The 22,979-nt window shown below is 58.4% G+C and carries 18 protein-coding genes and 1 riboswitch; of the genes, 10 read left to right on the forward strand and 8 right to left on the reverse strand.

Features of this window, described 5'->3' with window-relative positions; translation table 11 throughout:
• Positions 1–79 precede the first annotated feature (79 nt).
• The 3 genes from VE23_RS19235 to VE23_RS19245 all read right to left on the reverse strand — a co-directional run bounded on the left by VE23_RS19235 (position 80) and on the right by VE23_RS19245 (position 4,928).
• Positions 80–2,368 carry a M56 family metallopeptidase gene (locus VE23_RS19235; protein WP_049868826.1) on the reverse strand — a complete coding sequence of 763 codons (2,289 nt, stop codon included), beginning with the start codon at positions 2,366–2,368 and terminating at the stop codon, positions 80–82.
• Between the two features lie 43 nt (positions 2,369–2,411).
• Positions 2,412–2,804, reverse strand: coding sequence for a BlaI/MecI/CopY family transcriptional regulator (locus VE23_RS19240; RefSeq protein WP_049868827.1), 393 nt, complete (start codon positions 2,802–2,804; stop codon positions 2,412–2,414).
• Positions 2,805–3,062: 258 nt separating this feature from the next.
• Positions 3,063–4,928, reverse strand: a complete 1,866-nt coding sequence (locus tag VE23_RS19245; RefSeq protein ID WP_332310177.1) for an LTA synthase family protein — start codon at positions 4,926–4,928, stop codon at positions 3,063–3,065.
• A 246-nt stretch (positions 4,929–5,174) separates the two neighbouring features.
• Here VE23_RS19245 and VE23_RS19250 point away from each other — a divergent pair, with 246 nt between their 5' ends.
• The 6 genes from VE23_RS19250 to VE23_RS19270 all read left to right on the forward strand — a co-directional run bounded on the left by VE23_RS19250 (position 5,175) and on the right by VE23_RS19270 (position 9,941).
• A complete protein-coding gene (locus tag VE23_RS19250) occupies positions 5,175–5,762 on the forward strand; it encodes a sigma-70 family RNA polymerase sigma factor (protein WP_069202499.1) in 588 nt (195 codons plus the stop codon).
• 99 nt (positions 5,763–5,861) lie between these two features.
• Positions 5,862–7,007: a hypothetical protein gene (locus VE23_RS26650; protein WP_049868829.1), complete on the forward strand. Its 1,146-nt coding sequence runs from the start codon at positions 5,862–5,864 to the stop codon at positions 7,005–7,007.
• Complete coding sequence (locus tag VE23_RS19260) at positions 7,004–7,948, forward strand: ABC transporter ATP-binding protein (RefSeq protein WP_049868830.1); 945 nt, start codon at positions 7,004–7,006, stop codon at positions 7,946–7,948. Before VE23_RS26650 ends, VE23_RS19260 begins: the two co-directional genes overlap by 4 nt.
• Positions 7,945–8,835 carry an ABC transporter permease subunit gene (locus VE23_RS19265; RefSeq protein ID WP_048746979.1) on the forward strand — a complete coding sequence of 297 codons (891 nt, stop codon included), beginning with the start codon at positions 7,945–7,947 and terminating at the stop codon, positions 8,833–8,835. Before VE23_RS19260 ends, VE23_RS19265 begins: the two co-directional genes overlap by 4 nt.
• Positions 8,836–8,859: 24 nt before the next feature.
• A complete protein-coding gene (locus VE23_RS26655; RefSeq protein ID WP_157054001.1) occupies positions 8,860–9,138 on the forward strand; it encodes a hypothetical protein in 279 nt (92 codons plus the stop codon).
• A 257-nt stretch (positions 9,139–9,395) separates the two neighbouring features.
• Positions 9,396–9,941 carry a hypothetical protein gene (locus VE23_RS19270; RefSeq protein WP_021881985.1) on the forward strand — a complete coding sequence of 182 codons (546 nt, stop codon included), beginning with the start codon at positions 9,396–9,398 and terminating at the stop codon, positions 9,939–9,941.
• A 379-nt stretch (positions 9,942–10,320) separates the two neighbouring features.
• Here VE23_RS19270 and VE23_RS19275 read toward each other — a convergent pair whose 3' ends face one another.
• From VE23_RS19275 to argS, 5 genes are all read right to left on the reverse strand, one after another.
• The gene (locus VE23_RS19275) at positions 10,321–12,507 is read right to left on the reverse strand and encodes an LTA synthase family protein (protein ID WP_049868832.1); all 2,187 of its coding nucleotides are present in this window, start codon (positions 12,505–12,507) and stop codon (positions 10,321–10,323) included.
• A gap of 406 nt (positions 12,508–12,913) precedes the next feature.
• Positions 12,914–15,010 carry an S-layer homology domain-containing protein gene (locus VE23_RS19280; protein ID WP_232313087.1) on the reverse strand — a complete coding sequence of 699 codons (2,097 nt, stop codon included), beginning with the start codon at positions 15,008–15,010 and terminating at the stop codon, positions 12,914–12,916.
• Between the two features lie 300 nt (positions 15,011–15,310).
• A riboswitch (cobalamin riboswitch) is annotated at positions 15,311–15,510 on the reverse strand.
• A 24-nt stretch (positions 15,511–15,534) separates the two neighbouring features.
• On the reverse strand, positions 15,535–15,975 hold the full coding sequence (locus VE23_RS19285; RefSeq protein ID WP_021881728.1) for a type II toxin-antitoxin system death-on-curing family toxin: 441 nt from the start codon (positions 15,973–15,975) through the stop codon (positions 15,535–15,537).
• Positions 15,972–16,109 (reverse strand): hypothetical protein, encoded by a 138-nt coding sequence (locus VE23_RS26660; RefSeq protein WP_021881727.1) that lies wholly within the window; start codon positions 16,107–16,109, stop codon positions 15,972–15,974. The genes VE23_RS19285 and VE23_RS26660 overlap by 4 nt, the downstream gene beginning before the upstream one ends.
• A 233-nt stretch (positions 16,110–16,342) precedes the next feature.
• Positions 16,343–18,193: an arginine--tRNA ligase gene (argS, locus tag VE23_RS19290; RefSeq protein WP_049868833.1), complete on the reverse strand. Its 1,851-nt coding sequence runs from the start codon at positions 18,191–18,193 to the stop codon at positions 16,343–16,345.
• A gap of 650 nt (positions 18,194–18,843) precedes the next feature.
• Here argS and VE23_RS19295 point away from each other — a divergent pair.
• The 4 genes from VE23_RS19295 (at position 18,844) to VE23_RS19310 (ending at position 22,543) form a co-directional block, all read left to right on the forward strand.
• Positions 18,844–20,109, forward strand: a complete 1,266-nt coding sequence (locus VE23_RS19295) for an FAD-binding protein (RefSeq protein WP_048745215.1) — start codon at positions 18,844–18,846, stop codon at positions 20,107–20,109.
• A gap of 18 nt (positions 20,110–20,127) precedes the next feature.
• A complete protein-coding gene (locus VE23_RS19300; protein ID WP_048745216.1) occupies positions 20,128–20,793 on the forward strand; it encodes a Type 1 glutamine amidotransferase-like domain-containing protein in 666 nt (221 codons plus the stop codon).
• 589 nt (positions 20,794–21,382) lie between these two features.
• Positions 21,383–22,204 (forward strand): RHS repeat-associated core domain-containing protein, encoded by an 822-nt coding sequence (locus VE23_RS27765; protein WP_307721826.1) that lies wholly within the window; start codon positions 21,383–21,385, stop codon positions 22,202–22,204.
• A gap of 6 nt (positions 22,205–22,210) precedes the next feature.
• The gene (locus tag VE23_RS19310) at positions 22,211–22,543 is read left to right on the forward strand and encodes a hypothetical protein (RefSeq protein WP_021882035.1); all 333 of its coding nucleotides are present in this window, start codon (positions 22,211–22,213) and stop codon (positions 22,541–22,543) included.
• Positions 22,544–22,979: the final 436 nt, after the last annotated feature.

Raw genomic sequence — 22,979 nt, forward strand, 5'->3', positions numbered from 1 at the left:
ATTAACCCTGCCGGGGGCAAAGGCAACCGCAAGGGCGGAAAGAATGAAAAAAGGCCGCCCCGGAGGACGGCCGTCGCGGTCATGCCTTCTTTTCATCCAGGGCCGGAGCCCCGATCAGCGACTTGACGTTCTCTTCTTGGTTAGGCTCCAGGCCGAGGAAGGCGGCGGTGAAATAAATGCCGTCCTTTTCCCACAGGTAAAAGAGCTGGCGCCGGGTATCCTTCTTCGGATCGACTTCAAATACATCGTAGAATCTCTTGCCATCCTCCGCCACGGTGACGCGGACGCCATCCAGATCGAGCGTCCGCAGGACGGTCATCTTGGCGGCATCGACGATAGGAGCCTTGCTCTGATACAGGTTGAGCGTATCGTTCATGGAGTAAACGGTCGATTTTAAATCGGGATCCGGCTGATAGCTCGTTTCAAGCGTATCCACCGCCGGCCTGAATTTGAAATACCGAGTCCGGTCGCCTGCCTTGTTCAAGCGGGCGTCCATGAGCTTCCATTGACCGTCCGCCAAGGTGGAAGAGATATTGATGTCGAAGCCCAGCGCCTCCTCAGCCTTCTGCAGGTCCTTGCCGTCGTATAGCGGGAAGGTGATCCCTTCGCCTGTGTAGTCGACCTGCTTGATCTGCTCGGGAAACACGTAGGAATGCAGCATTTTTTCCAGATCCGGCATCGTCACATTGCTTCGATGAGTAAGCGTTCCTTCACGGGTATGGTTTTCGCTGAAGTAATCGACGGCATACCAGATCCCCTCATCCTGCCATACGAAGCTTTTGGCTGTTTCCGGTAGATGCCAGGCATAGGTTTGAATTCTGGAGACCAAGGTGCCGTGGATCCCGGCAAAAGTGGCATCCGCATACTTGAAAAATTGAGGATCCGCCGGACCCCAAGTCGCCGGCGCGTTTGTCCGCACTTCCCCGCCGCTCTGGGAGCTATAGATTGTATCCAGCAGGTTTTCCTTGGAAGCCAGCAGCTCGAAGGCTTTCTCATGCGGGAATACTTCATATCCGTTTTTGACGGTTATGGCGACGACGTTGTCGTTCATGTCCATGTATTTGGCCAGATTGATATTCTCCAGCCGATAGCCTTCCGGAAGATAGTCGGGCACCTTGTACGTGAACCCGGAAAAATCATTCGCCCTCTCCAGGCTGGAGAACCATTTGGACCAGTCGTTTATCCGCACAAGATGGAATGAGGCCGTATGCGCCTGTGCTTGCCCGGATCCGGCTTGCGGAGCGGCGCCGGTCCTGGTGTTGGGAGCTTGGGCGAGTACGACGGCTCCGATGGCGAGAAGCGCCAGAATGGCGGCGGCGGACAGGCGATAGGAGCCTTTGCGGAACTTGGCGATCATCGTAATCCTCCGTTTCATTTCGTGCTCGTGTTCAAAGAAAGGCGAGAAATTGGCCGCTGTCCTGGAGCTGCGGGCCAAAACTTTCGACAGCAGCAGCAGCGTCCTGCCATAGGCGGCGGATTCCCGCTCGCCGAGCACCTCCAGCACTCCGGCGTCGCAGGCTACCTCGCGGTCCGCTTTCATTTTCCGGATGGCCAGCCATACGAAGGGATTGTACCAATGCAGCGCGGCAGCCAGCATCCACAGAAGATTGATCCACAGATCCTTGCGCTTGTAATGAGTCAGCTCATGCAGCAGGATGTGCTCCAGCTGTCTGGAATTGGCGATGACGGCAATATCCGCAGGCAGATAGATTTTTGGCCGGGCAAGTCCGTAAAGGAAAGGACTCCGAAGCCCATAGGTTTCATGGATCGGAATCGGCCGCTTGATGCCAAGCTTCCGCCGGCATTTCTCCAAAGCGGACCTGATGCCGGGATCTTCGATCCGGCGGGACGAGCGGAATTTGAATTCGAATCGGAGCGTGCCGATCAGGAAGCAGAGGCATAGGACGGCAAAGCCGGCCAGCCAAGACAGCGCAACGATCGGCAGAGGGCTCCAGCGGGCTTGTCCGCTCGCCTTTTCCTCGAGGGGAGAGGCGGGAGGAGCTGAAGCTGGCGCCGGAGGTTCCGATGTTTCCGGTTGAGGATGATCCTCCGGCACGGGTACAACGACTGGCTGCGTGGAGGCCGCCGTGCCGTCATCGACGGACAGGCTTGGAACCGGCGGGGTCTGGCGCATGGCGGAATCGGCCTGTGTCGCCGCCTGCGGCATAAGGCCGAACAAGCTGATCGGGCTTTGCGGCGCCAGCGGCACGAGCAGCTTGATCAGCACGAGCAGCCAGAGGGCATAGGCCAGCTTGGAGCTCGGCGTCTTCTTGAACAGCTTCCGGAAGGCGAGCAGCGCCAGGATAAGAACGGTCGATGCCAGCGAGGCCGTCAAGAAGAGATGAAAGATCGTTTGAATCCGTTGCATGGCTCGAAAGCTCCTTCATGATCGCGTCGGGACACGAACCGGGCTAGGCGTCGGGGCGTTCCGCTGTTTTTTGCTTCTCCAGAAGTTTCTGGAGCTCGTCGATGTCTTGTTCGGACAGGTTCTCTTCCTGGATGAATCGGGCGAACAGCATGCCGACGGCTCCGTTGTACACCCGGTCCAGAAAAGACTTGTTCTCGGCCTTCAAATACTCGGCATGGGATACGAGCGGATAATACAAATAATTCCTTCCGGCTTTCTCGAACCGGATCGCATTCTTTTTATGAAGGCGGTTAATGAACGTTTTGATCGTCTGATCCGACCACTGCATCTGCTGGGACAGCTCGGCAATGATTTCCTGGGCGGATAAGGGCTCTTTTTGCCAAAGAAGCTTCATGATCTCGCTCTCGGCCTCGGTAATACGGGGGGATACGCTCATTGCAATCCATCTACTCCTTGAAAAAGAATGTTTACGTATGTAAACGATAATTAAAGATTACACTTGTAAACGTAAGCTGTCAACTCCTTTGAAGCCGACTCCAGCATGCGGCTGAAAAACCTTTGCGGAACCAAAAAAGAAAGACGGGACGAAGCGGAGGAGAGGCTCGGCTTCGTCCCGTCGGGATCTGGCGGCTGTAGGCTCAGCCGGTGATGATTAAGCGGGCTTAGGGGACAATTTAACTAAGGAGTGCGGAATTCAACGCTGCGCGCCGCCATGCTCCGGCAAGGCCTCCATATAGCTGTCCGACAGGCGGAGCAGCTCCAGCGCCCGATTGTAGGCATCCTCGTCGGAGCCTGCAGCCGGGGTGCCCGGCTTCAGCGGATAGCGGTTGCCGTCGTCGTACCCGATGCCGGGAATATAGAGCGAGCTGCCGCTGAGCAGCGTGCCGGAAGGAAGATAATAACGCTGAGGCAGAATATTTTGCGATTGGCTGAGAAGATCCTGGCCGAAATGAAGCTGACCGTCCAGCGAAGCCCCCGCAAGGCCCGCGATGGTCGGAAGCAGATCGACCTGGCCGCCAAGCGTATCGAGCTCTTTTCCCTGCCTGCTGCCCGGCAGCGTGAGGAGTAGCGGAACGTTGATCATGTCGGGATAGCCGTATTCATGGCCGAGAATCTCTTTCATGAGCTCCTTGTCCTTGCGATCGAGGGAGAAGAGCGGGAGCCCTTGATGGTCGCCATAGACGACGAGCAGGGAATCTTCCCACAGTCCGGCGGCCTTGAGCTCCTCCACCAGCTGGCCGAAGGCGTAATCGGCATAGCTCTGGGAAGCGATGTAGTCGCCGACGAATGTCTTCTCATACCGCTCCGGAAGCTCGAAGCGGCTCAGCCCGTCCGGAAGCGTGAACGGATGATGGGCGGTCATGGAGATGATCTGGGCATAAAACGGCTTGCCCTCGCCGTCCATCTCCTTCAGCTTGCCGGCCGTCTTGGCGTACAGCGTCTCGTCGTCGGCGCCGAAGAACACCTGGTTCTCCTTGCCGAAAAACGGCTGGTCGTAAAAGCGGTCGAAGCCGACCGCCTTGTACAGCTCGCGGCGGTTCCAGAAGTCGACGACGTTCGTATGGAAGGTCGCGGACTGATAGCCCTGCTCCTTCAGCAGCTTCGGCAGGCTCGGAACGTCCTTGTAGGCGTAGGACATCGTTGCCGCTCCGCTTCGCGGGATATAGAAGCTCGTATTGGCGACGAACTCCGCATCGGAGGTGTTGCCCTGCCCGACCATCTGATAGAAGTTGTTGAAATACAGGCTTTCGCGCGCCAGCTTGTTGAGGTTCGGCGTCACCTCCCGCCCGTCCAGCTCCAGGCCGATCAGGAAATTCTGGAACGATTCCAGCTGCAGGACGATGATGTTCTTGCCTTGTGCAGCGCCTTGGAATGGAGAAGCTTGCTTGGGATCGACGCCTTTGAGCTCATCGATGCGGGCCTGCGTCACCTTGGCCGGATCCTCCAGCTCCGTCTGTCCCCGATCGACGAGCGCGAACGCCTCGTAGTTCAGGATGCCCATCTCCTCGGCCTTGGTGTGCTCGTTCATGCTGGCGCGGTTCGGCACGATATTGAACAGGCACAGGGCAAAGGACAGAACGGCGACGCCGGCGAAGACAGCCTTGCGCCGGTTGAAGCGTGCGGCGGGCTTTTTCAGCAGCTCGCGCCGCTTGCGGATCAGAATGACAGCCAGGACGATAATATCGAGGAAGATCAGCGTGTAGTACGGATCCATCAGCGAGAAGACGCTGTTGCTGACCGCCGTCACCTGGTTGACCTGCTGGAGCGCATGCCAGGTGGCGATGACCCCGTAATATTTATGGTACATGAAGACCGAGAAGAGGATGCCGGTCAAGGCGGCGTCCGCGATGACGTAATAGATCAGCTTGCGCTTGCCTGCGAACATCTCCAGCAGGCCGAAGATCAGCCATGCGAACGGGAGCTCCGTCACGAGAATCGCCCACGACGGGCCGTCGTCGAAGATGACGAACCAGGTCAGCATGCATTTGAGCAGTATGATGATGGAAAAGAACAGAAATGGCCGGCTGGAAAACATCCGGGTAAACCGATTTCGCTGCAAGGTCAAACCTTCCCTTCTCAACATTTTAGGGGTGAAACATTACGCTACATGTCAGCTTTAAGATTCAGTTTACATTATGGGGAATGCGCAAGGCCTTGTCAAAATGAAGGAAAGGCAGCCAGAGGAAGGAAAGGGGAGGAAAGCGGCGGAACGTAGCCGGATAAATTTAATTCCCCCGGGGCTGATACATTTGCTCGACGGCATTCGTCTTTTATACAGCTGCAGCAAGAAAGGAGGATGGGACCTTTGACGATTCCGGAATCGGCAACGTTCAAGCAGTTGTTCTACGAGCATCATCCGGCCGTCCTTCGCAAGCTGACCGCGCTTCTGCGCGACGAGGCGGTGGCGGAGGATCTGGCCCAGGAAACGTTTCTGAAAATGTACCGGCAGCCGCCGGACAGCCTGGAGGCGGCCGGAGCATGGCTGCACCGGGTTGCGACGAGGCTCGCTTACGACTATATGGGAAGCGCCGCGAGGCAGCGCAGGCTGGCTGAGCGGCAGGAGCAGCAAATTGCTGTAGATGGGATTTCAAGCCCGTCCGGCGAGGACGAGCTGATGCGCAGGCTCGATCAGGAAGAGGTGCGCGACTGGCTGGAGGAGCTGCCCGAGCGGGACCGCCGGGCGCTTCTGCTCCGGTACTCCGGATACAGCTACGCGGAGATAGCGGAGGAGCTGTCGGTGCGGCAGCCGATCGTAGGCACCCTGCTGGCGAGGGCGACGGAGAGGCTTCGCAAATGCGCGGCGGCTGCCGAACAGCGCCAGGGAGATGAGGGGATGGCCCTGACAGGTTCGGCGGGGCTCGGGCCGGTTCAACCGAAGGCGGAATTGCGCTAAAAGCGTTGTGAAAAAATGACCTTCGCAATGGAGTCGGAATAGCGTCGGCGTTTTTATGACGAATCAGGATGAGCCTGATTGAAGGAGGATGGGTCGAATATGACGGAACAAAGGAAAGATACAGACACAGAAAAGAAAAAGACGGACGAGGCTTGGCTGCGGATGCAGGCCGCACTGGCGGGAGAGCAGCCTCATGCCGCATGGGACAAATGGGATCGCGAAGGCGGAATGGCGGCAGCGGGGGTTGCCGGTACGGTTCAGGACGCCCCGGCAGCCGGAAGCGGCAGGGTCGGGACCGCGACGGCTGGCGATGTCGGCGCTGAGGACCGCGTCAAGACGGCAGCTCCGGCGAACGTCAAGCCGCGCCGCCGCATGAACAGCCGCGCCCGCCGCTGGACGACGATCGCGGCAGCCGCGCTGATCGTGGTGACGGCGGCGGCGACGCCGGCCGGCAACAAGGCGCTGGCGTCCATTCTCGGCCAGTTCCGCATGGAGCAGGTCGTCAGCGTGGATGAGAACGAGCTTCAGCGGATGTTCGATTCCTTTTCGGACGGCCAGGTCCGCGAAGCGATCAACCGGTTCGGGACGTTTACGTCGGAGTCGGGACGGTACAAGGACAATCTGAGCCGCGAGCAGGCTGCGGCCGAGCTGGGCTTCTCCATGCTCCCCGAGAGCTTGACGGGCAAGCAGGAGGCGTTCTTCATATCCGGAGGACAGACGGTGACGCTCAAGATGAACGTGGACGAAATCAACAAAGCGATGAAGCAGCTGGGAGCTTCCAAGCTGATGCCGGCATCCGTAGACGGCAAGGAAGTGAAGCTCGAGACGAGCAAGACCGTTTCCTACGATTTGGCCAACGGGGAAAAAGGAGAATACGCTTCGATTTCGCAGCAGCTCGTGCCGACCGTCGAGGTTGAGCCCGGCGTAGGCCTGGAGGATGCAAGGGATGCGGTGCTGCAGTTCCCGCTGCTGCCGCAATCGCTGCGGGCCGGGCTTCTGCAGAGCGAGTTTCTCTCCACGGGAAATCTCGTCATGCCGGTCATCACGGACGGGAAGTCGGAGAACATCAAGGTTCACGGCATCTCCGTCATCCTGAGCAAGTACAATTACAATGAAAACGGCAAGGATCGTTATTCGGCTACATGGGTCAAGGACGGCCAGCTGTTCACGCTGGACGGAGGCAGCCTGTTCGCCGGCAAGCTGGACGCGTTCAAGGCCAAGCTGCAGGAGCTGATCTCCGCGTGATCGCCATCCAGACCGAAGGGCTGACGAAGCGGTTCGACAACGGCCGCGGCTGCAGCGATGTCTCGATTACCGTAAGGGAAGGGGAAGCCTTCGGCTTCCTCGGTCCCAACGGCGCGGGCAAAAGCACCTGCGTCAAAATGCTGGTCGGCCTGATCTTCCCTACGGAAGGTCGGGCTTCCCTGTTTGGCGAGCCGATCGGGAGCCTCTCGGCCCGAAGGCTCCTTGGTTACTTGCCCGAGCTGTACCGGTATCAGGAGTGGCTGACCGGCGAAGAAGTCGTTCGCCTGCATGCGCAGATGTGCCGCCTTCCAAGGGCGGAGGCGGATCGCAGGGTGCCGCAGCTGCTGGAGCGTGTCGGCATCGGCCTGCGCTCGAGGGACCGGGTGAAAAATTACTCCAAAGGCATGCAGCAGAGGCTGGGCCTCGCCTGCGCGCTGGTCGGCGATCCCCGCATCCTGTTCCTGGACGAGCCTTCTTCGGCGATGGATCCCATCGGGCGAAGCGAGGTGAGGGAGCTGCTCCATGAGCTGAAAGCCCAGGGCAAGACGATCTTCCTCAACTCTCATCTCATGGAGGATGTGGAGTCGCTCTGCAATCGCGTCGCCCTGCTCAACAACGGCCGCATACTCCAGCAGGGGACGGTCGAGGAAGTGCTGCAGCAGCGTCCTGTCTGGCGGCTTCGCGTCGGCGGCTTTGCTCCCGCGCTGCTGGATTGGCTGCGCGGGGAAACGGGACTGGCTTTCCGGCTGGCCGCCTCGGAGCCGGATGGCTCCGCCGTGCTGGAGGCCGAGCTGGAGAACGAGGAGCAGGCTGGCTGGCTGCATGCGCTGATTCTGGATCAAGGCATGACGCTCTACGAGTCGACGCGCGCCAAAACGAGGCTTGAGGAATGGTTCGTCACCGAGCTCTCCGGCAAGAGCCACAGGGGGGAGAAAGCATGACCATCATTCTTCGCATGACCTGGAAGGAGCTGCTGCGCAAGCGCGTCCTGCTGCTGACGCTTTTCATGACCGTGCTGTTCCTGATCGCATACTGGTTCATCGCTTCGGCCATCGGCGGTGAAGTCCGCAGGTATGGGCTGTCTCCCGACGATCCGCAGCTTCTGGTCGAAAGGTACAGCCGCGGCATGTTCATCATCAGCCTAGGCTTCTTCTTCGGCGCGTTCGTCGTTGCTTTTCTCTCCATTTTCAGTTCCTCTTCCGTCATCTCAGGCGAGGCGGAGCTGGGAGTCATGCAGGCGCTGATGCCGCGGCCTCTGCCCAGGTGGCAATGGTATGCGGGACGCTGGCTCGGCTACGTCAGCTTTGGCATGGGTTACTCTCTGGTGCTGTATGCCGCTATACTGGGCGTTGCCGGCATGCATGCCGGCGTACCGAGGGACATGGGAACCCTGTTCATCGCCTATCTGCTTTTCGCTTCCGTTGTTCCGCTGCTGGTATCGGTGTCGATGCTCGGCTCCGGTTTTCTGTCTGCCATCGGCAACGGCGTCTTCATGACGATGCTGTACGGCGGAGGCTGGCTGGGCGGCATGATCGACAAGCTGGCCGCTCAGTTCGCCTCGCTTCAGGAGACGGTAGGCGGCTCGCTGGCCACCATCTCGGGTTTGCTGTCGCTCGCGATGCCGGCTGACGGCCTGCAGCGCACGATGATGGACAGGCTGTTCAATATGGATGCGCTGAGGCAGTTCACGGGCATCCAGGTAGACAGCCTCATGTCGATGTTGGGAGTCGGCTCGGCCCCCTCTCCAGCCTTCCTTTGGTATGCCTTGGCCTATACGATCGTTGCTTTTGTGCTCGGCATTTGGCGCTTCCAGCGCAAGGATTTGTAGAGGCGGTGCGGAGAATCGATTCATTTGGAATTGCAAACGGAAGGAATGGACGAGCCAAGCGACCTGCCGGAAGGATTGGACAATCCTAGCGAGCCATCGGAAGAACTTGACAATCCTAGCGAGCCATCGGAAGCACTGGACAAGCCAAGCAATTCATCGGAAAAAAATGGACAAGCCAAGCGGAGGGATACTTGGCTTCTTTCCTGTTTCGCTTCAGCTGGCCTCAGCTCCATATCCTCCTCCGCTCCCATCTTTGCCACAAAAAGGCGCAATTTCGTTTCAATGCTTTCCCGGCTGGGGTAATAGGAAAAAACCTGTCGAAAAGAGTTGAACGGCTTCAAACAACACCATGAGAACCGCTCAGGCGTTAGGCCGTTTAGGATGCCGATTCCGGAATCCGAATGGAACGGGATTGGACTGAATTGGAAGAAGCCTTTTTCCGACCCGAAGCAACCCTGTCCCTTGCAGATACGTTACTACTGTATAGGCTGGGAGGACGAGCAAGTGTCCGGACCAGCGCCGCCAAGCCGGAAACCATTCTGGGTAAGGGAGGAAGCGCCGTGAGAGATCAATCGAGATGGATGGGAGTCGGGCTGATTGCGGTCGGCCTGCTGGTCGCCTTGGGCTGCTGGCACTTCAACCACGGAGGCAGCCGCGCGGATGCGGCAGCGGGCTCCGCCATCTCTGTCTCCGCTACCCAGGATGACTCTCTTCTGCAGAAGCTGGGCATCAAGCTCGAGAATCCCGGCGTCGAGAACAAGGCGCCTCTGAATCTCGTCCCCCAAGGCCGCGCCGTGCAGAATGCCAAATGGGCCTATCCGAAGGTGGCCAAGACGGCATCCTCCATCTCCTGCGTCTATCGTCTGATCAGCAAGCCGGATTTCAGCTCCTTCTCTCCCGAGGCCTTGGCGGCCAATCCTGTCCTTCGCGAAACCCGCAAGCTCATGCGCACTCCCGTTTACGTCGTGAGCTTTGTAAGCGGTGCGGCAAGCGGCGGCTCCGGCATCGATCCGGCAGCTTCCGGGAATTCAGGTGCTGGCGGCCTGGAGACGAATGTTGTCGTGGACGCGATGACGGGAGTTACTCTGCTGTCGTTCAGTTATTGAAATGGCATGGTTGTTCGAGATAAGCAGCACGGCATGAGGCGTCTTTTTGATGCTGGCGGACATACGATCCGCTATTTCGCTAAAATCATGTTATTTGGGAAATGATCGGACATTGGTTCCGCTATTTACGTGCTGCTATCGGCTTGGCGATGAACATTGCAGCCATAACGGAACGTATGTCCGATAGCAGGGCGGTAGGAAGTCTTTTGCGTTAAATAACGGAACGTATGTCCGATAGAGAACGGCATTGGGAACATTCGGTTCACGCCTTCTAAAACCAGATCCGAAAACAGCGCAATGAGGTATGGCTTCATGAAGCTCTTCATATCGCAGCATACAAAAATGCCCGGCGGAACCGTATCCGCCGGGCATTCGCATTTTACTTGGACTTGGACTTGCGGGATTCCGCGCCTGCATCTTCCGGCTCGGGATCGTTGCCGTTGGAAGGCAGCGAGCGCACATAGCTGTCCGACATGCGCAGCAGCTGCAGCGCGCGGTCGAATTCGTCGCGCGTAGCGCCGTCGCTGCCTGGCTTGGCGCCTGTTCCGGCAGCGTTGCCGAGACCGGCCGTGCCGCCGGTGCCGGAAGGCTCGCCCGGCTTGCCTGGCTGTGGGCTGGCTTCGCCTGCTTTGCCGCCGCCCAAGCTTGCTGCGCCTTTATCGCCGCCGGCATTCCCCGCCGAGCCGCTTGTAGAATTCAAGCCGCCGCCGGCATTCCCCGCCGAGCCGCCTGCAGAGCCCAAGCCGCCGCCGCCGCTGTCCGCCGAGCCATTCTGCCGTGCCGCATTGGCGGAAGCTTCCGCCGCGGTCGGCAGCATGATCCGGCTGCCGTCGCCGAAGCCGGTGCCGGGCACGAAGATTTCGCTATCGTCGATGAAGGAGCCCGACGGGAGGTAGTACCTTTCCGGCAGCAGGTTGCTATGCTGGTTGAACAGATCCTGCCCGAAGTGGAGATGGTTTTCCATCGGCAGGCCGACGAGATTCGCGATTGTCGGGAAGATGTCGCTTTGGCCGCCTACCTGAGTCTGAACGGAAGCCTGAAGCAGGCCCGGAGCCGTTACGATGAGCGGAATATTCATCATCTGGGAGGAATCGTACTTGCGTCCGTCGAGCTTCTCCAGCAGATCGAGGTCGCCGTCTGACAGGGAGTAGATCGGCAATCCCATATGGTCGCCATAGATGGCTATGACGCTGTTGTCCCATAAGCCGGCATCCTTCAGCTCCTGGAACAGCTGTCCGAGGGCATAGTCGGTATAGTTTTGGGCGCGGATGTAATCCCCGACGAAGGAGTCCTTGTACGTGTCGGACAGCTTCAGCTTCACTTTGCGGTCCGGGATGTTGTACGGATGATGCGAGGACATGGAGATGAGCATCGCGTAGAATTTCTTGCCCTCGTCGCGCTGCTTGGCCAGTTCCTGCACCGTCTTGGCATACAGCACTTCATCCGAAGCGCCGAACGCGACCTTGTCCTCGCCGCCGAAAAACTCCGTGTCGTAGTAACGGCTGAAGCCGAGCGCCTTGTACAGCTCCTTGCGGTTCCAGAACGCGACATCGTTCGTATGGAACGTGAGCGCTTCATACCCTTCCGCCCGGAACGCCTTCGGCATCGAGGGGAGGGATTTGTCCGCATAGGCTTGAGTCGCCGGCACGCGCAGCGGCACGTAGAAGGAGGTATTGGTCAGGAATTCCGCATCGGAGGTGTTCCCCGAACCGGCCTGCTGATAGAAGCGGGGGAAATACGCGCTCTCTTGAATAAGCTTGTTGAGGTTCGGCGTAATTTCCTTGCCTTCCACGGTTTTATTGAGCAGGAAGTTCTGAAACGCTTCGAGCTGAATGACGATGACATTGCGGCCTTTGGCGGCGCCCGCATAGAGCGGCTGCTGCGGAGCCGCCACCCCCTTGAGCTTGTTCACGGCCTCCTGCGTGACGGTCGAGGCGGGAACGAGCTTCTCGTTCCCCGCCGTCGCCATCAGGAACACCTCGTAATTGAGGATGCCCATGCGCTCGTTCTGCACCAGCTCGTTGGAGATGCCGCGATTCGGCCAGACGATGGCCATGCATACGGCCAGCATCAGGATGAATCCCGAGGCCGGAATCCAGGCCGGCATCAGCCTGCGGTTGGCCAAGCCGCGCCAGGCGCGGCGGAATGTGCCGCTGAAGCCGAGCAGCAGCCAGGCGGCGACGATATCGACATAGATGAGCAGGAAGTAGGGATGAAGCAGCTGGAAGACGCTTCCTTTCACCTCTGTGACCTGCCCGATCTGCATGAGCGCGTGATAAGTGACGATGATGCCGAAATATTTGTAATACATAATGACGGCGAAATAGACGGTCGTCAGCAGCAGGTTGACGATGAGATACGTCATCAGCTTGCGCTTCCTGGCGAGCAGCTCGATCAGGAAATAAGCGGCCCACACCGACGGCAGGCTCGTCAGCAGAGGAAGCCATACATGCTCGCCGCCGTAGATGACGAAAGCGGCCAAATAAATTTTGAACACAAGAGAGAGCGTAAAGACGACGAAAGGACTGAGCCAGAACGCCTTCCGGCTCCAACGGTAGTTAGCCACGGGAATCTCCTTTGCGCGCCGCCAGGATGGATGAGAAGGCAGCCGCGTCCGTAATGAAAAATAAGCTTCCTCCATTGTAATTCCCCGGCTTGGCGATTACAAACCGGTCGATTGCGCCGCGGCCAGGGCTGAAATCTGCGGAATCCAGTTCACTGCGGTACTGAAATCTTGAGCAGGAGGCGCAGCGGCAAAGGGATTCCAAGATAAAATCATCTCCGGAGCAGGGGGTGAGCATCAACCTCCAGGCTTCCGGAGGTTCCCGGGTTTCCTCTACGGTCTGCCGGAGATCAGCCGCGCATCGAGCCGCGCCGCAACGTTCTATTCCTTCTCGACTGTTGAATGATGCCGAAAAGGGCCTTCCGGTCGGAAGGCCCTTGGCTGCCGTTCGGTGAAACGACGGGGAGTGCTAGTTGGCCGCTTTAGCGAGGCTCTCGTACGCGTTTAAGATCGCTACCGCCGCCATCTCGCGGGTTACGGTCGCTTTCGGATTGAAGTTGCCGTCCTTGTCGCCGACCATCAGCTCGGTGCCGTGAACGGCGTTCACGGACGATGCCGCGTAAGCGGAGACGGACTTGATGTCCCTGATGTCGCCCGAAGGGGCTGCGGACAGGTCAAGCTTCAAGGCGCGGGCGAAAATGACGGCCATATCCTGGCGGCTGATCGGCGCGTCCGGCTGGAACTTGCCGCCGCCGGTGCCGGTCAGGATGCCGCTGGCGGAAGCCGTGACCACAGCCTGCTCGTACCAGCTGCCGGCCTTCACATCGGTGAAGGCTGCGCTCGCGGACGAAGCCGGCTCGAGGCCGAGCAGACGCACGATCAGCGAAGCGAACTCGGCACGCGTCAGCTTCTGCTTCGGCGCAAATGCAGGAGCCGCACCGTTGCCGGAGATGCCGCTGATCAGACCGGAAGCATAGCCGTCATGGACGGAATCGCGGGCCCATGCCGCGATTTCCTTCTCGTCGGAGAAGAGGGCGGAGGTCGAGCCGACGGTCAGCTTCTGGACATGCTTCAGCACGGAAGGAGCCTTGGCGTCGCTGTAGCCCGTCACCGTCAGGTCATAGCTGCCGGCCGGCATCGCCTGGAAGCGGGCCGTGCCGTATGCATCGGCAGTTGCCGTCACGGAGCCGGCTTTCACGCTCACTCCGGCAGCGGGGGTGACGGTATAGGCGTTGGCGGTGTAATCCCAGGTCTGCTGGCTTACCTGGACGGTGAAGGCTTCGTTGTCGCGCGGCTGGCGCGGGCTGACCGCTGCGGAGCTGATCAGCTGCGTGTTGTCTCCATAAAAGACGGCCAGTCGGTCGCCCTTCTGCAGAGCGAAGTCGCCCATGCCGACGGAAGGCGTAATCCAGGCACCGCCGCGCTGGACGGCGAACAGCCAGCCGTCGTAGCCGCCGAACTTGCCGCCTTCAATGCCGCCGATGGAAGCGACGTATTTGCCGAACTGCATCGATTTCACTTCCACGGCCAGCTTGGCGTCGGATGCGGCTTGCGTCAATGCATCCAGCGCATACACGGCGCGGGCAACGCCGCTTGCCAGCAGCGTGGCGTTCGGTCCTTCCACGCTCACGGTTACGCTTGGAGCGGGCTTGGCGTACAGTCTTCCGGTGCCGTTCTTGAATTTCTCGTAGGCGGTCAAAGCCTGGACGGACTGATAGGCGCCGTAAGCATTGGCGGCCAGCGGCAGGGAATGGGAGAAGCTGCCGTCCGCATTGCGGAAGGTGAACAGCTTGTCCAGCAGCCCTTTGCCGTTTTGGACGAAACGGCTGTCCGCGGGGTCGACGCCCGCGGAGGCGAGGCCGATGACGATCTGGGCGATGCTTTCGCTGCTGGATTCGCCGTAGCTCGTGAATCCTCCGTCCTTATCCTGCTGTTTGGCCAGCCAGGAGACGATTCGCTCGCCGGCCTGCTTGGCTTCCGGCTTGTCCAGGTAAGGAGCAAGTGCGGTAAGGGCGGCGCCCGTCAGATCGGGATTGCCGGATTTTTCGCCGTCGAAAGCGAAGCTTCCGTCCTGCGCCTGATGCTTCAGCACTTCGGCCACAAGGGCTTCGCGCGTCCATTTCGCGGCGGCAGGCACTTCATAAGCGCCGTAATCCAGCGCAAGCAGAGCATAGATCGGACCGTTGACGCCTTGGCTCGTCATGCGGCTGCTGTTGGCGATCCGCTCGATCAGGTTGACGCCCTGGAAGGAGGAGGCGTCCTCGCCGATCGCAGTCACCGCGAGCGCCGTACGCTCCAGGTCCGTGACTTTGGTGAAGCCGGCGGCTTCCGTGCGCACCGTCTTGGCGAGTCCGGCCGCATAGGATGCCGGAAGCTCGAGGCCGGCTTGAGAGGCGGCGATGGCATCCCAATCCGACGAGATTCCGCTTTTGAGCAGCGTCTGGCCGGCTTGGCGCAGGGCGCTTGCGGTATCGGGAGCTGCGGATGCAGGCGCGGCGCCTGCGGGAAGAAGGGAGACGATAAGGGCGAGCATGAGCATCCAGGACAGCGAGGCTCGGGTAAGCATGCGTTTCAAAACGGATCGACCTTCCTTCGGAAATAGTAGTAGCCGCTGCGGGGGGCTCCGGCACATCGCGGCTTCCCATGTGCCGGAACAGGCGAATCTCGTCCGCTTCGCTTGAGGGGGACAATGGAGCCGATAAAATTCAGGCTGGACAGGAAAAGAGCCCCATACGCCAAGGCTTGAAGGGAAAAGAAAAAAGCCGCCTCGAGGGCGGCGAAAATGTACCCATAGATGGGCTGCGGAAATAGACCGTATCGGTCGGCCGCAGCTCAGCCGCATCCGCTCCCACCCCCCGAAGAGCATTGATGCGCAGACATTCGGGCAGGTCTCCTGGCTACAGCTTCATCGTCTCGTGCGCCCCTCCCCGCCATAAAGGCAGTGGCTGCATGCGCAGAGGCTCGGCATTCACAGTGGCGGGACCGCGCCGGCTTCAACCGGACTTCCCTATTAAGCCTGGCGGAATCGGACATGTCCGCGCAAGCACCCGAATGATTCTGAATATGGAACAATCCCATCTATCATAAGGTTCAGGCCAGAGGTTTGTCCATAGGGGACAGCGATGGCGACGGGGCCTTCAGCCCATGCTCGGCCGGGCAGCGCGCGCGGATCCAGGCCTCGCACTCGTCCAGCTCCATCTTCCAGGTTGCCGCCAGGATGGCCGCGTCGACGAGATCGTCTTCATCGATCTCCAGCTCGCAGCCGTTCACAAGCAGGAAGGTGAGCATAGCGTGCATCGCCGTGGCGGCATTGCCCTCCCGAAAAGCGAAGGAGCGGGCCAGTCCATGCCAGTAAAGCGCGGCCTGCCGGATCAGGCTGTCGGAATCCGAGGAGCCGAAGCTCTCGTGAAAGGGACGATCCACGATTTGAAGCAGGAAGCCGGGATTGCGGAATCCCGGCAAGACGCCGTACGTATCCTGATGAAGCATGTGGATCTCGATCAGCTGGGGAATGGTCAGCTTGGTCGTCATGAGCGATGCGCCAGCTTGCGGAAAGCGATGCGGTGCTTCAGCAGGAGCTGCTTGGCGAGCAGAAGGACGCGCTCGTCCTGTTCCGCCTCGGAGGGCCTTTTTTTGTCTGGAGAGATGTTTTTTCGTTCCGGCATGGTGGAATCAAGCTCCTTTCAAGTGAGGGGGACATGTGTTCGTAAACAAATTTTACCATTTCAATCCCTATCAATCAATAGTTAAATTGAACTTTGCAGTTAAATTTGTCCCGGTTCCCGATGTCCTTGCCTGCATGGTTGGAAAGAGCCGTTCTCCCTTCGATTTCCGCAGAAGCAGCCCTGCTCCACCGGGCCTTCTTTGCCCGCCCGGCCTTCGTGCTCCGTCCGGCTATTCAGATCCTTTCCGGGGTCGGAATGCCCAGCAGATGGAGGCCGTGCTTAAGCACGGAGGCGGCGGCTCCCGTGAGACGGATGCGGGCAAGGCCGGCCCTTTCGTCGGCTCCAAGAATGCGTTCGCTGTTGTAGAACCGGTTGAAGCTCTTCGCCAGATCGAGCAGGTAGCGGGCCAGAACCGACGGCTCGTGCTCGCGCAGCGCGCCGCGAATGGCCTCTGCATAGGTGCCGACAGCCATCAGGCAGGCTCTGGCGGCAGGCGCGGACAAGGCTTCCAGCCTGTCGGGGCAGCCGTCCGGGCCGTCCGGCTCGCCGGCGGGCGCCGAGCCGGACGGCCCGGACGGCCCGGCGGGAGCAAGCTTTCGGCTTGCCGCCTTGCGCAGCAGGCTGGCGGCGCGGGCGTACGTGTACTGGAGATAAGGTCCGGTCTCTCCTTCCATGCTGACCATTTCATCCATATTGAAGTCGACCTCCAGCATGCGGCGGCTGCGCAGGTCTCCGAAGACGACGGCGCCGATGCCGACCGCCTCCGCGACGGCCTCCTTGTCCGGCAGATCCGGCGTCTTGCTGTCGATGACCGAGAGGGCGCGCTGCGCCGCCTCGTCGAGCACATCCTGCAGGAAGACGACCTTGCCGCGGCGGGTCGACATTTTCTTGCCGTCCATTTTCATCAGGCCGAACGGCGCATGCACGCGCTGCACGTCTTTCCAGGAGCCGTCGAGCTTGTCGAGGACCCGGAACACCTGAGTGAAATGAAGGATCTGCTCCGCCCCGACCACGTAAAGCAGCTTGTCGCCCTGCATGGCTTCCCGGCGGTACAGAGCCGTGGCCAGATCGCGCGTGCCGTAGATCGAGGAGCCGTCGGACTTCAGAATGAGGCAGGGAGGCAGGTTCTCCTCGTCCAGGCGGACGACGGCAGCCCCGTCGCTCTCCTCTAGAAGTCCGGCCTGCTCCAGCCTCGCGACGGCGGCCTGCAGCTTGTCGTTGTAGAAGCTTTCTCCGAGAATATGATCGAACTCGATTCCCAGGCGGTCGTACAAGCGGTTGAATTCCTTCAGGCTTTCGCGGATAAAGAAGGACCACAGCTCGCGTGCTTCCGCGTCTCCCAGCTCCAGGCGGCGGAACCAATCCCGGCCTTCGTCGAGAAGCTCGGGACGGGCATCCGCCTCCTCGTGGAAGCGGACGTAGAGCTGCAGGCTTTCGCCGATGGGGTCGGCTTCCAGCGCTTCGCGGCTGCCCCAATGCTTGTAGGCCGCGATCAGCTTGCCGAACTGCGTGCCCCAGTCTCCGAGATGGTTGACGGTCTCGACCCGCCACCCCGCCGCGCGGTGCAGGTTCGCCAAGGCGCGCCCGATGACCGTCGAGCGCAGATGCCCGATGCTGAACGGCTTGGCGATGTTCGGAGCGGAATAATCGATGACGACCTTCTTGCCTGCTCCGTCGGAGAGTTGGCCGAGCCCGGGGGACTCCGCTTCCCGGAGCAGGGCTTCCATCCAGCCGGTGCCTGCGGCGCGCAGGTTCACGTAGCCGCCGGCGGCATGGGCATGCCAATGAATGATGGGTCCATCGCCGAATTCGGTCCCAAGGAGGCCGGCATTTGATTTCCATCCCGCATCATCCGGCAAAACCGCCGGCGCGGGATTATCGGTCTCGCCGTTCAGCCGGCCGGCGAGCTCCTCCGCGATCGCCGCCGGGGAGCGGCGCAGCTCCTTGGCCAGCGGGAAGCAGGGCAGGGACAGATCGCCCATCTCTTCATCGGGCGGGTATTCCAGCCGTGATGCGATTTCCTCCCCGGTCAGCCCCGTCAGCGGGGCAAGCAGCGCAGCGGCAGATCTTTTCAGCGTTGTCATCGTCCATTCCTCCTTATTCGATTTGCATGCGAGAACGGCAAAAAGCCCCCGTCTCAAAAGAGACGGAGGCCTTGTGAGGTCCGCGGTGCCACTCTTGTCGGCCTCCTGCGGGCAGGACATGCTCCCGGTTGGAGAGCATGGACCTGCAAGCAGGAGGCAACTCGGCAGGGTATCGGCCAGTCCGGGCGCGCCTACGCATCCGCCGCAAGGCGGAGTTCGGGCGCCAGCTCGCGGGACCGTTTCCCCGGCCTGCCGCAGCCGGTTCCCACCCTCCCGGCTCTCTGCATGCAGGCGCGGCCGGGTACTTCCCCGTTCATCGCTTGTCGCAATTAAATTTTTCCCAGTATAGCGGATGGTTGGGGGGATGTGCAAGACCCAGTAAAAAAGCATGTAGTCTGACGGGAGAAGATAGGCCGCCATGTTAGTTCACTCGTCCTCTGAAATGGCCTTCCTTTATGTTCCGTGAAAGGCTCTTGTTTTGCTTGTTTTTATTTATTCCGGGATTCCTGCTGTTGATTCTCCTCTTGGCGATTTATGCCGTATCTACGAGCCCAATGCCATGAATCGTGCCGAACGCAGGTAGGGATTCGCGGCATGGAACCCGAAGTACAAGATATAGGCATCGGTTATAGGAGGAATGGTGAACGAGAATGGTCAACGAGCGCAACTGGGCAGGCAATTACAAGTACGGAGCAACGGAGATTCTGGTCCCCAAGAGTGTATCGGATATACAGAAATGGGTGTCTCGAAGTTCCCGAATCAAGGTGCTGGGCTCGCGGCATTCGTTCAACGGCATCGCGGATACGGCCGGGAGCCTGATTTCGCTGCAAAAGCTGGACCGGGTCGTCGAGCTCGACTCCGCGAACCGCAAGGTCGCCGTCGAAGGCGGCATCCGGTACGGGGATTTGGCCCGCTATCTCCATGAGAGAGGCTTTGCGCTGCACAATCTGGCGTCGCTGCCGCATATCACGGTCGCAGGCGCGATCGCCACGGCGACGCACGGCTCGGGCGTCCTCAATGGCAATCTGGCTGCCGCCGTCCATGCGTTGGAGATGGTCGCTGCCGACGGAGAGACCGTGACGCTCTCCCGCGACATGCCGGATGCCAAGGAGTTTCACGGAGCGGTCGTCGGGCTTGGCGGCTTGGGCGTCGTCACGAAGGTCACGCTGGATATCGTTCCCACCTTCGAGATGACCCAGCATGTGTATGAGCAGCTGCCGCTGGAACAGCTGGAGCGGAACGCCGAAGCGATCTTGTCCGCATGCTACAGCGTCAGCCTGTTCACGGACTGGAAGGCATCCTCGTTCAATCAGGTGTGGCTGAAGCGCCGCGTCGGGGATCCGGCGTCCTCGGACCAGCCGGACGGAGAGTTTTTCGGAGCGGTTGCCGCCACGGACAACCGCCATCCGGTGCCCGGCCATTCCGGAGCCGTCTGCAGCGAGCAGATGGGCGTCGCGGGTCCTTGGCATGAGAGGCTGCCGCATTTCCGCATGGACTTCACCCCAAGCGCCGGGGAAGAGCTGCAGAGCGAGTATTTCGTCCCGAGGAACAAGGCCGTCGAGGCATTGCGCGCGATCGACGGTCTTCGGGATCTGATTGCGCCGCTGCTGTACATTTCCGAGGTCCGCACGATTGCCGCGGATCGGCTCTGGATGAGCCCTTGCTTCGGACAGGATTCGGTCGGAATCCATTTCACTTGGAAGCAGGACGTGGAGGCGGTCGGCCGCGTGCTGCCCGTCATCGAAGAAGCGCTGCGCCCGCTCGGGGCGCGTCCGCACTGGGCCAAGCTGTTCGCGCTGCCGCCCGGCGAGGTTCAGCCCCTTTACGAGAAGCTCGCGGATTTCCGCCGGCTGCTGCTGCGGTACGATCCCGCCGGCAAATTCCGCAATGAATTTTTGAACCGCTACATCTATTGAGGGGACGCGAGGAGTGAAATGGAAACGCATTTGTTCTTGTTCGGGGGAGGGCCGCCGTTCTCGACGGGGCTGGCCGCGCGGTTCGCAGAGCTGGCCGGCGGGGCTGGCTCGCTCGTAACCATTCTGTGCGTGGATCGACCGGGATGGGAGGAGTATATGCCTCATTATACGAAGGCTTTGGAAGAGCGGGGAGTGGCGCGGTTCCGCTATGTGCCGCTTCCGACGACGCCGGAGATCGAGGCGGTCGAAGCTCTCCGCGCCAGCAGCGGCATCATTATCGGGGGCGGGGATACGAACCTGTACGCGGATTATATCGTCGAGACCGGGATCGGCCCGGTGATCGCGGAGAGGCAGGCAGCCGGCATTCCGGTGGCGGGGTTTTCGGCGGGAGCGCTGCTCAGCCCGGACCGCTGCCTGATCTCGCCGAAGGATAACGAGGAGTCTGCTTATCAGGACCGGAGGGGACTCGGTCTGGTTCATGGAATCTCTATTGCCGTTCATTTTTCCCAATGGCAGGACGAGAAGCAGCTTCTGGCCTCTGCCGACAGATATCCCGATTATCGCGCCCATTACGGCGTGGATGAGGACTGCGGCCTGTACTTCCGCAATGGCGGGTTGGAGAGGACGGAGGGAGAAGGGGTGTTTGTTCTCGAGGACGGCGTGATCGGGAAGCTCGTTCTCTAGGTCCTGAAGAATGGAAAGTCATAAGCAAAAGAAATAGACTTAGATCATTGGCTTGATAAAAAATAGAAAACAACGCTTCGTTACCCATAAGTGACATTAACATCTTCTACATAAATGATCCCACCGGCATTTTCTTCCAGAGCGCGAAAAATAACGGGCAAAGCGGCTTGTTCAGGTGTGTTGATTTGGGTTTCCATTATTTGAAAAGCTCCGTTCGTCGTTTGACTCAGATCCGAAACAGTCGCATCAATAATGTCCTGTGGCATTGTAATAGTCGACATAAAGCTGGACCTTAGATTTATACAAGCTCTGGACATTGACGGCAGTTTTGACCTTCAGCATTTTGTTCGGTTGAATTTTCACGATTTGATGGATGCCTCTAATGTCATATTGTTTAATCCACCATGCCGAGAGGTTAAAAGAGCGATTGCCTTCATATACGGGTAGATCCATTTTTGTCCCCGGGACTTTGATTCTATTAATCAGATTGCCATTTGCATCATACTTGTAAGTGGTTAAAACAACTGCACTAACCAGTTTTTGTTGAGTAAATAACAATTGTCCTCTATTGCTCAACGGACACGGAGATGTGACGGAGCTCCGTGACAGTACAGGGAACACCAGTCAAAACCAGTATCAGTACGATATTTGGGGCGGGCTCATCACAAGTAAAGAAACGAAGTCAAATCCATTCCTGTATTCTGGTGAATACTGGGACTCCATTGCTCGGATACAGTATCTGAGGGCACGCTGGTATGATCCGAGCGTGGGGCGGTTTATTATTGAAGATACGTATGAAGGGGAGATAAAGAATCCATTAAGTTTGAATCAGTATACTTATGTTGAGAATAATCCTTTAGTCGCTACTGATCCTAGTGGTCATGCAAGATTCGATCGTGATTTCCGAAGTGGAGCTTCGATGAACTTTAGAAGTTTGATTGGAGGTAATCCAGCGGTCAACGGTTCAAGCGGAGGAGGTTCCAGTGGTAGACTTCCGACGACAGTTATTCGTGGGAATACAGCCTCCGTTGCTAGTCTCCAACAGGAGCGGCTAATGTTACGGGAAATGAGAGTTTCCCAGGGTGCGGGAAATGCTTTAGTTAAAGACACTGGAAGCATTGCTAAGAACACCGCTAATTTGAGAACTTGGGCACAAGAAAAGGGATGGGTGAGACAAGATACTGCTGGTGGCGTCGAGCAATGGGGAGTAAAAGACGCCAATGGAAAATTTAGTTGGAGGTTGAAGCTGAAACCTGAAACAAGTACAAGGCCAGGACTGGAAGCAGGAAGCAATCAACCTCGCTTTGATGCTCGATTAGATGCTGAAGGAACACCGACATCATACATTAATCCATTTACAGGACAAATAGGTGGGTCGAGTGTCGGTACTCATATTCCATTAGGGAAGTGAAATATTATGAAGAAAGAGAAACTTTTAGAGATATTAAAAGACCCAACTGCATCAGATGCGGAAAAAGATGATGCAGTAATTGATTTAGGTATCAATTTTCAAGATACTGAGACAGTGGACATTTTAATACAATTGTCCAATGACAATAGCTATGATGAGATGATTGCAGCTAGCTGTGGTGAGTATTTAGGTCAGATTTGGCTGAATACGCAGCAAATAAATTATGAAAAGCTGTCTCAGTTAAAGGGGGTTGCATTAGCAGAGGTTCTTTCTCAAATTAAAGCGCAGCGCCCTGAGTGGTACAGAACATATTTGGAATTGTTCCCTCAATCATTATAGCTAACGTGCTTTGCCCTAAAGTTCATTTTCTTTAGGGCTTTTTTTTTGGCGGGGGCTACCTAGTGCCGAATGAACCCAACATTCAACCAATAATACATCTAACCCATGTAATACCCGTATAAAGATATCTAGAATTTGTTGTGCGTACGTCATTGCTTGAATTTGTAACCTAAATAACGCTATGACGATACATCAAACAGGTCGATTATGGTCAGATACCACCATGATTGACCTGTTTTTTGTGAGCGATAGTTGGGATGCTTTACCGCTACAAGAATTTCTTCATTTATTTTCTACGCACATAAATACGTAGTAGCAAAAATTCTTCGCAACAAAACGGAAGGATAGTCCGACTACTTTTATTGTCAGGAAGTAACTGAACATTTACAACGGGAAGGTCACGTGTTAAAGGCTAGCCACCTGCCCCCCCAATTAA

The organism is Paenibacillus sp. D9, from assembly GCF_001188365.1.
GTDB lineage: Bacteria > Bacillota > Bacilli > Paenibacillales > Paenibacillaceae > Paenibacillus_O > Paenibacillus_O humicus.

What these genes read in the sequence shown, in the direction of transcription:
- VE23_RS19235 (WP_049868826.1), bottom strand. Translation starts at nt 2,368, where the DNA reads ATGCAACGGATTCAAACGATCTTTCATCTCTTCTTGACGGCCTCGCTG.
- VE23_RS19240 (WP_049868827.1), bottom strand. Translation starts at nt 2,804, where the DNA reads ATGAGCGTATCCCCCCGTATTACCGAGGCCGAGAGCGAGATCATGAAG.
- VE23_RS26650 (WP_049868829.1), top strand. Translation starts at nt 5,862, where the DNA reads ATGACGGAACAAAGGAAAGATACAGACACAGAAAAGAAAAAGACGGAC.
- VE23_RS19265 (WP_048746979.1), top strand. Translation starts at nt 7,945, where the DNA reads ATGACCATCATTCTTCGCATGACCTGGAAGGAGCTGCTGCGCAAGCGC.
- VE23_RS19280 (WP_232313087.1), bottom strand. Translation starts at nt 15,010, where the DNA reads ATGCTTACCCGAGCCTCGCTGTCCTGGATGCTCATGCTCGCCCTTATC.
- VE23_RS19285 (WP_021881728.1), bottom strand. Translation starts at nt 15,975, where the DNA reads ATGACGACCAAGCTGACCATTCCCCAGCTGATCGAGATCCACATGCTT.
- VE23_RS26660 (WP_021881727.1), bottom strand. Translation starts at nt 16,109, where the DNA reads ATGCCGGAACGAAAAAACATCTCTCCAGACAAAAAAAGGCCCTCCGAG.
- argS (WP_049868833.1), bottom strand. Translation starts at nt 18,193, where the DNA reads ATGACAACGCTGAAAAGATCTGCCGCTGCGCTGCTTGCCCCGCTGACG.
- VE23_RS19295 (WP_048745215.1), top strand. Translation starts at nt 18,844, where the DNA reads ATGGTCAACGAGCGCAACTGGGCAGGCAATTACAAGTACGGAGCAACG.
- VE23_RS19300 (WP_048745216.1), top strand. Translation starts at nt 20,128, where the DNA reads ATGGAAACGCATTTGTTCTTGTTCGGGGGAGGGCCGCCGTTCTCGACG.
- VE23_RS19310 (WP_021882035.1), top strand. Translation starts at nt 22,211, where the DNA reads ATGAAGAAAGAGAAACTTTTAGAGATATTAAAAGACCCAACTGCATCA.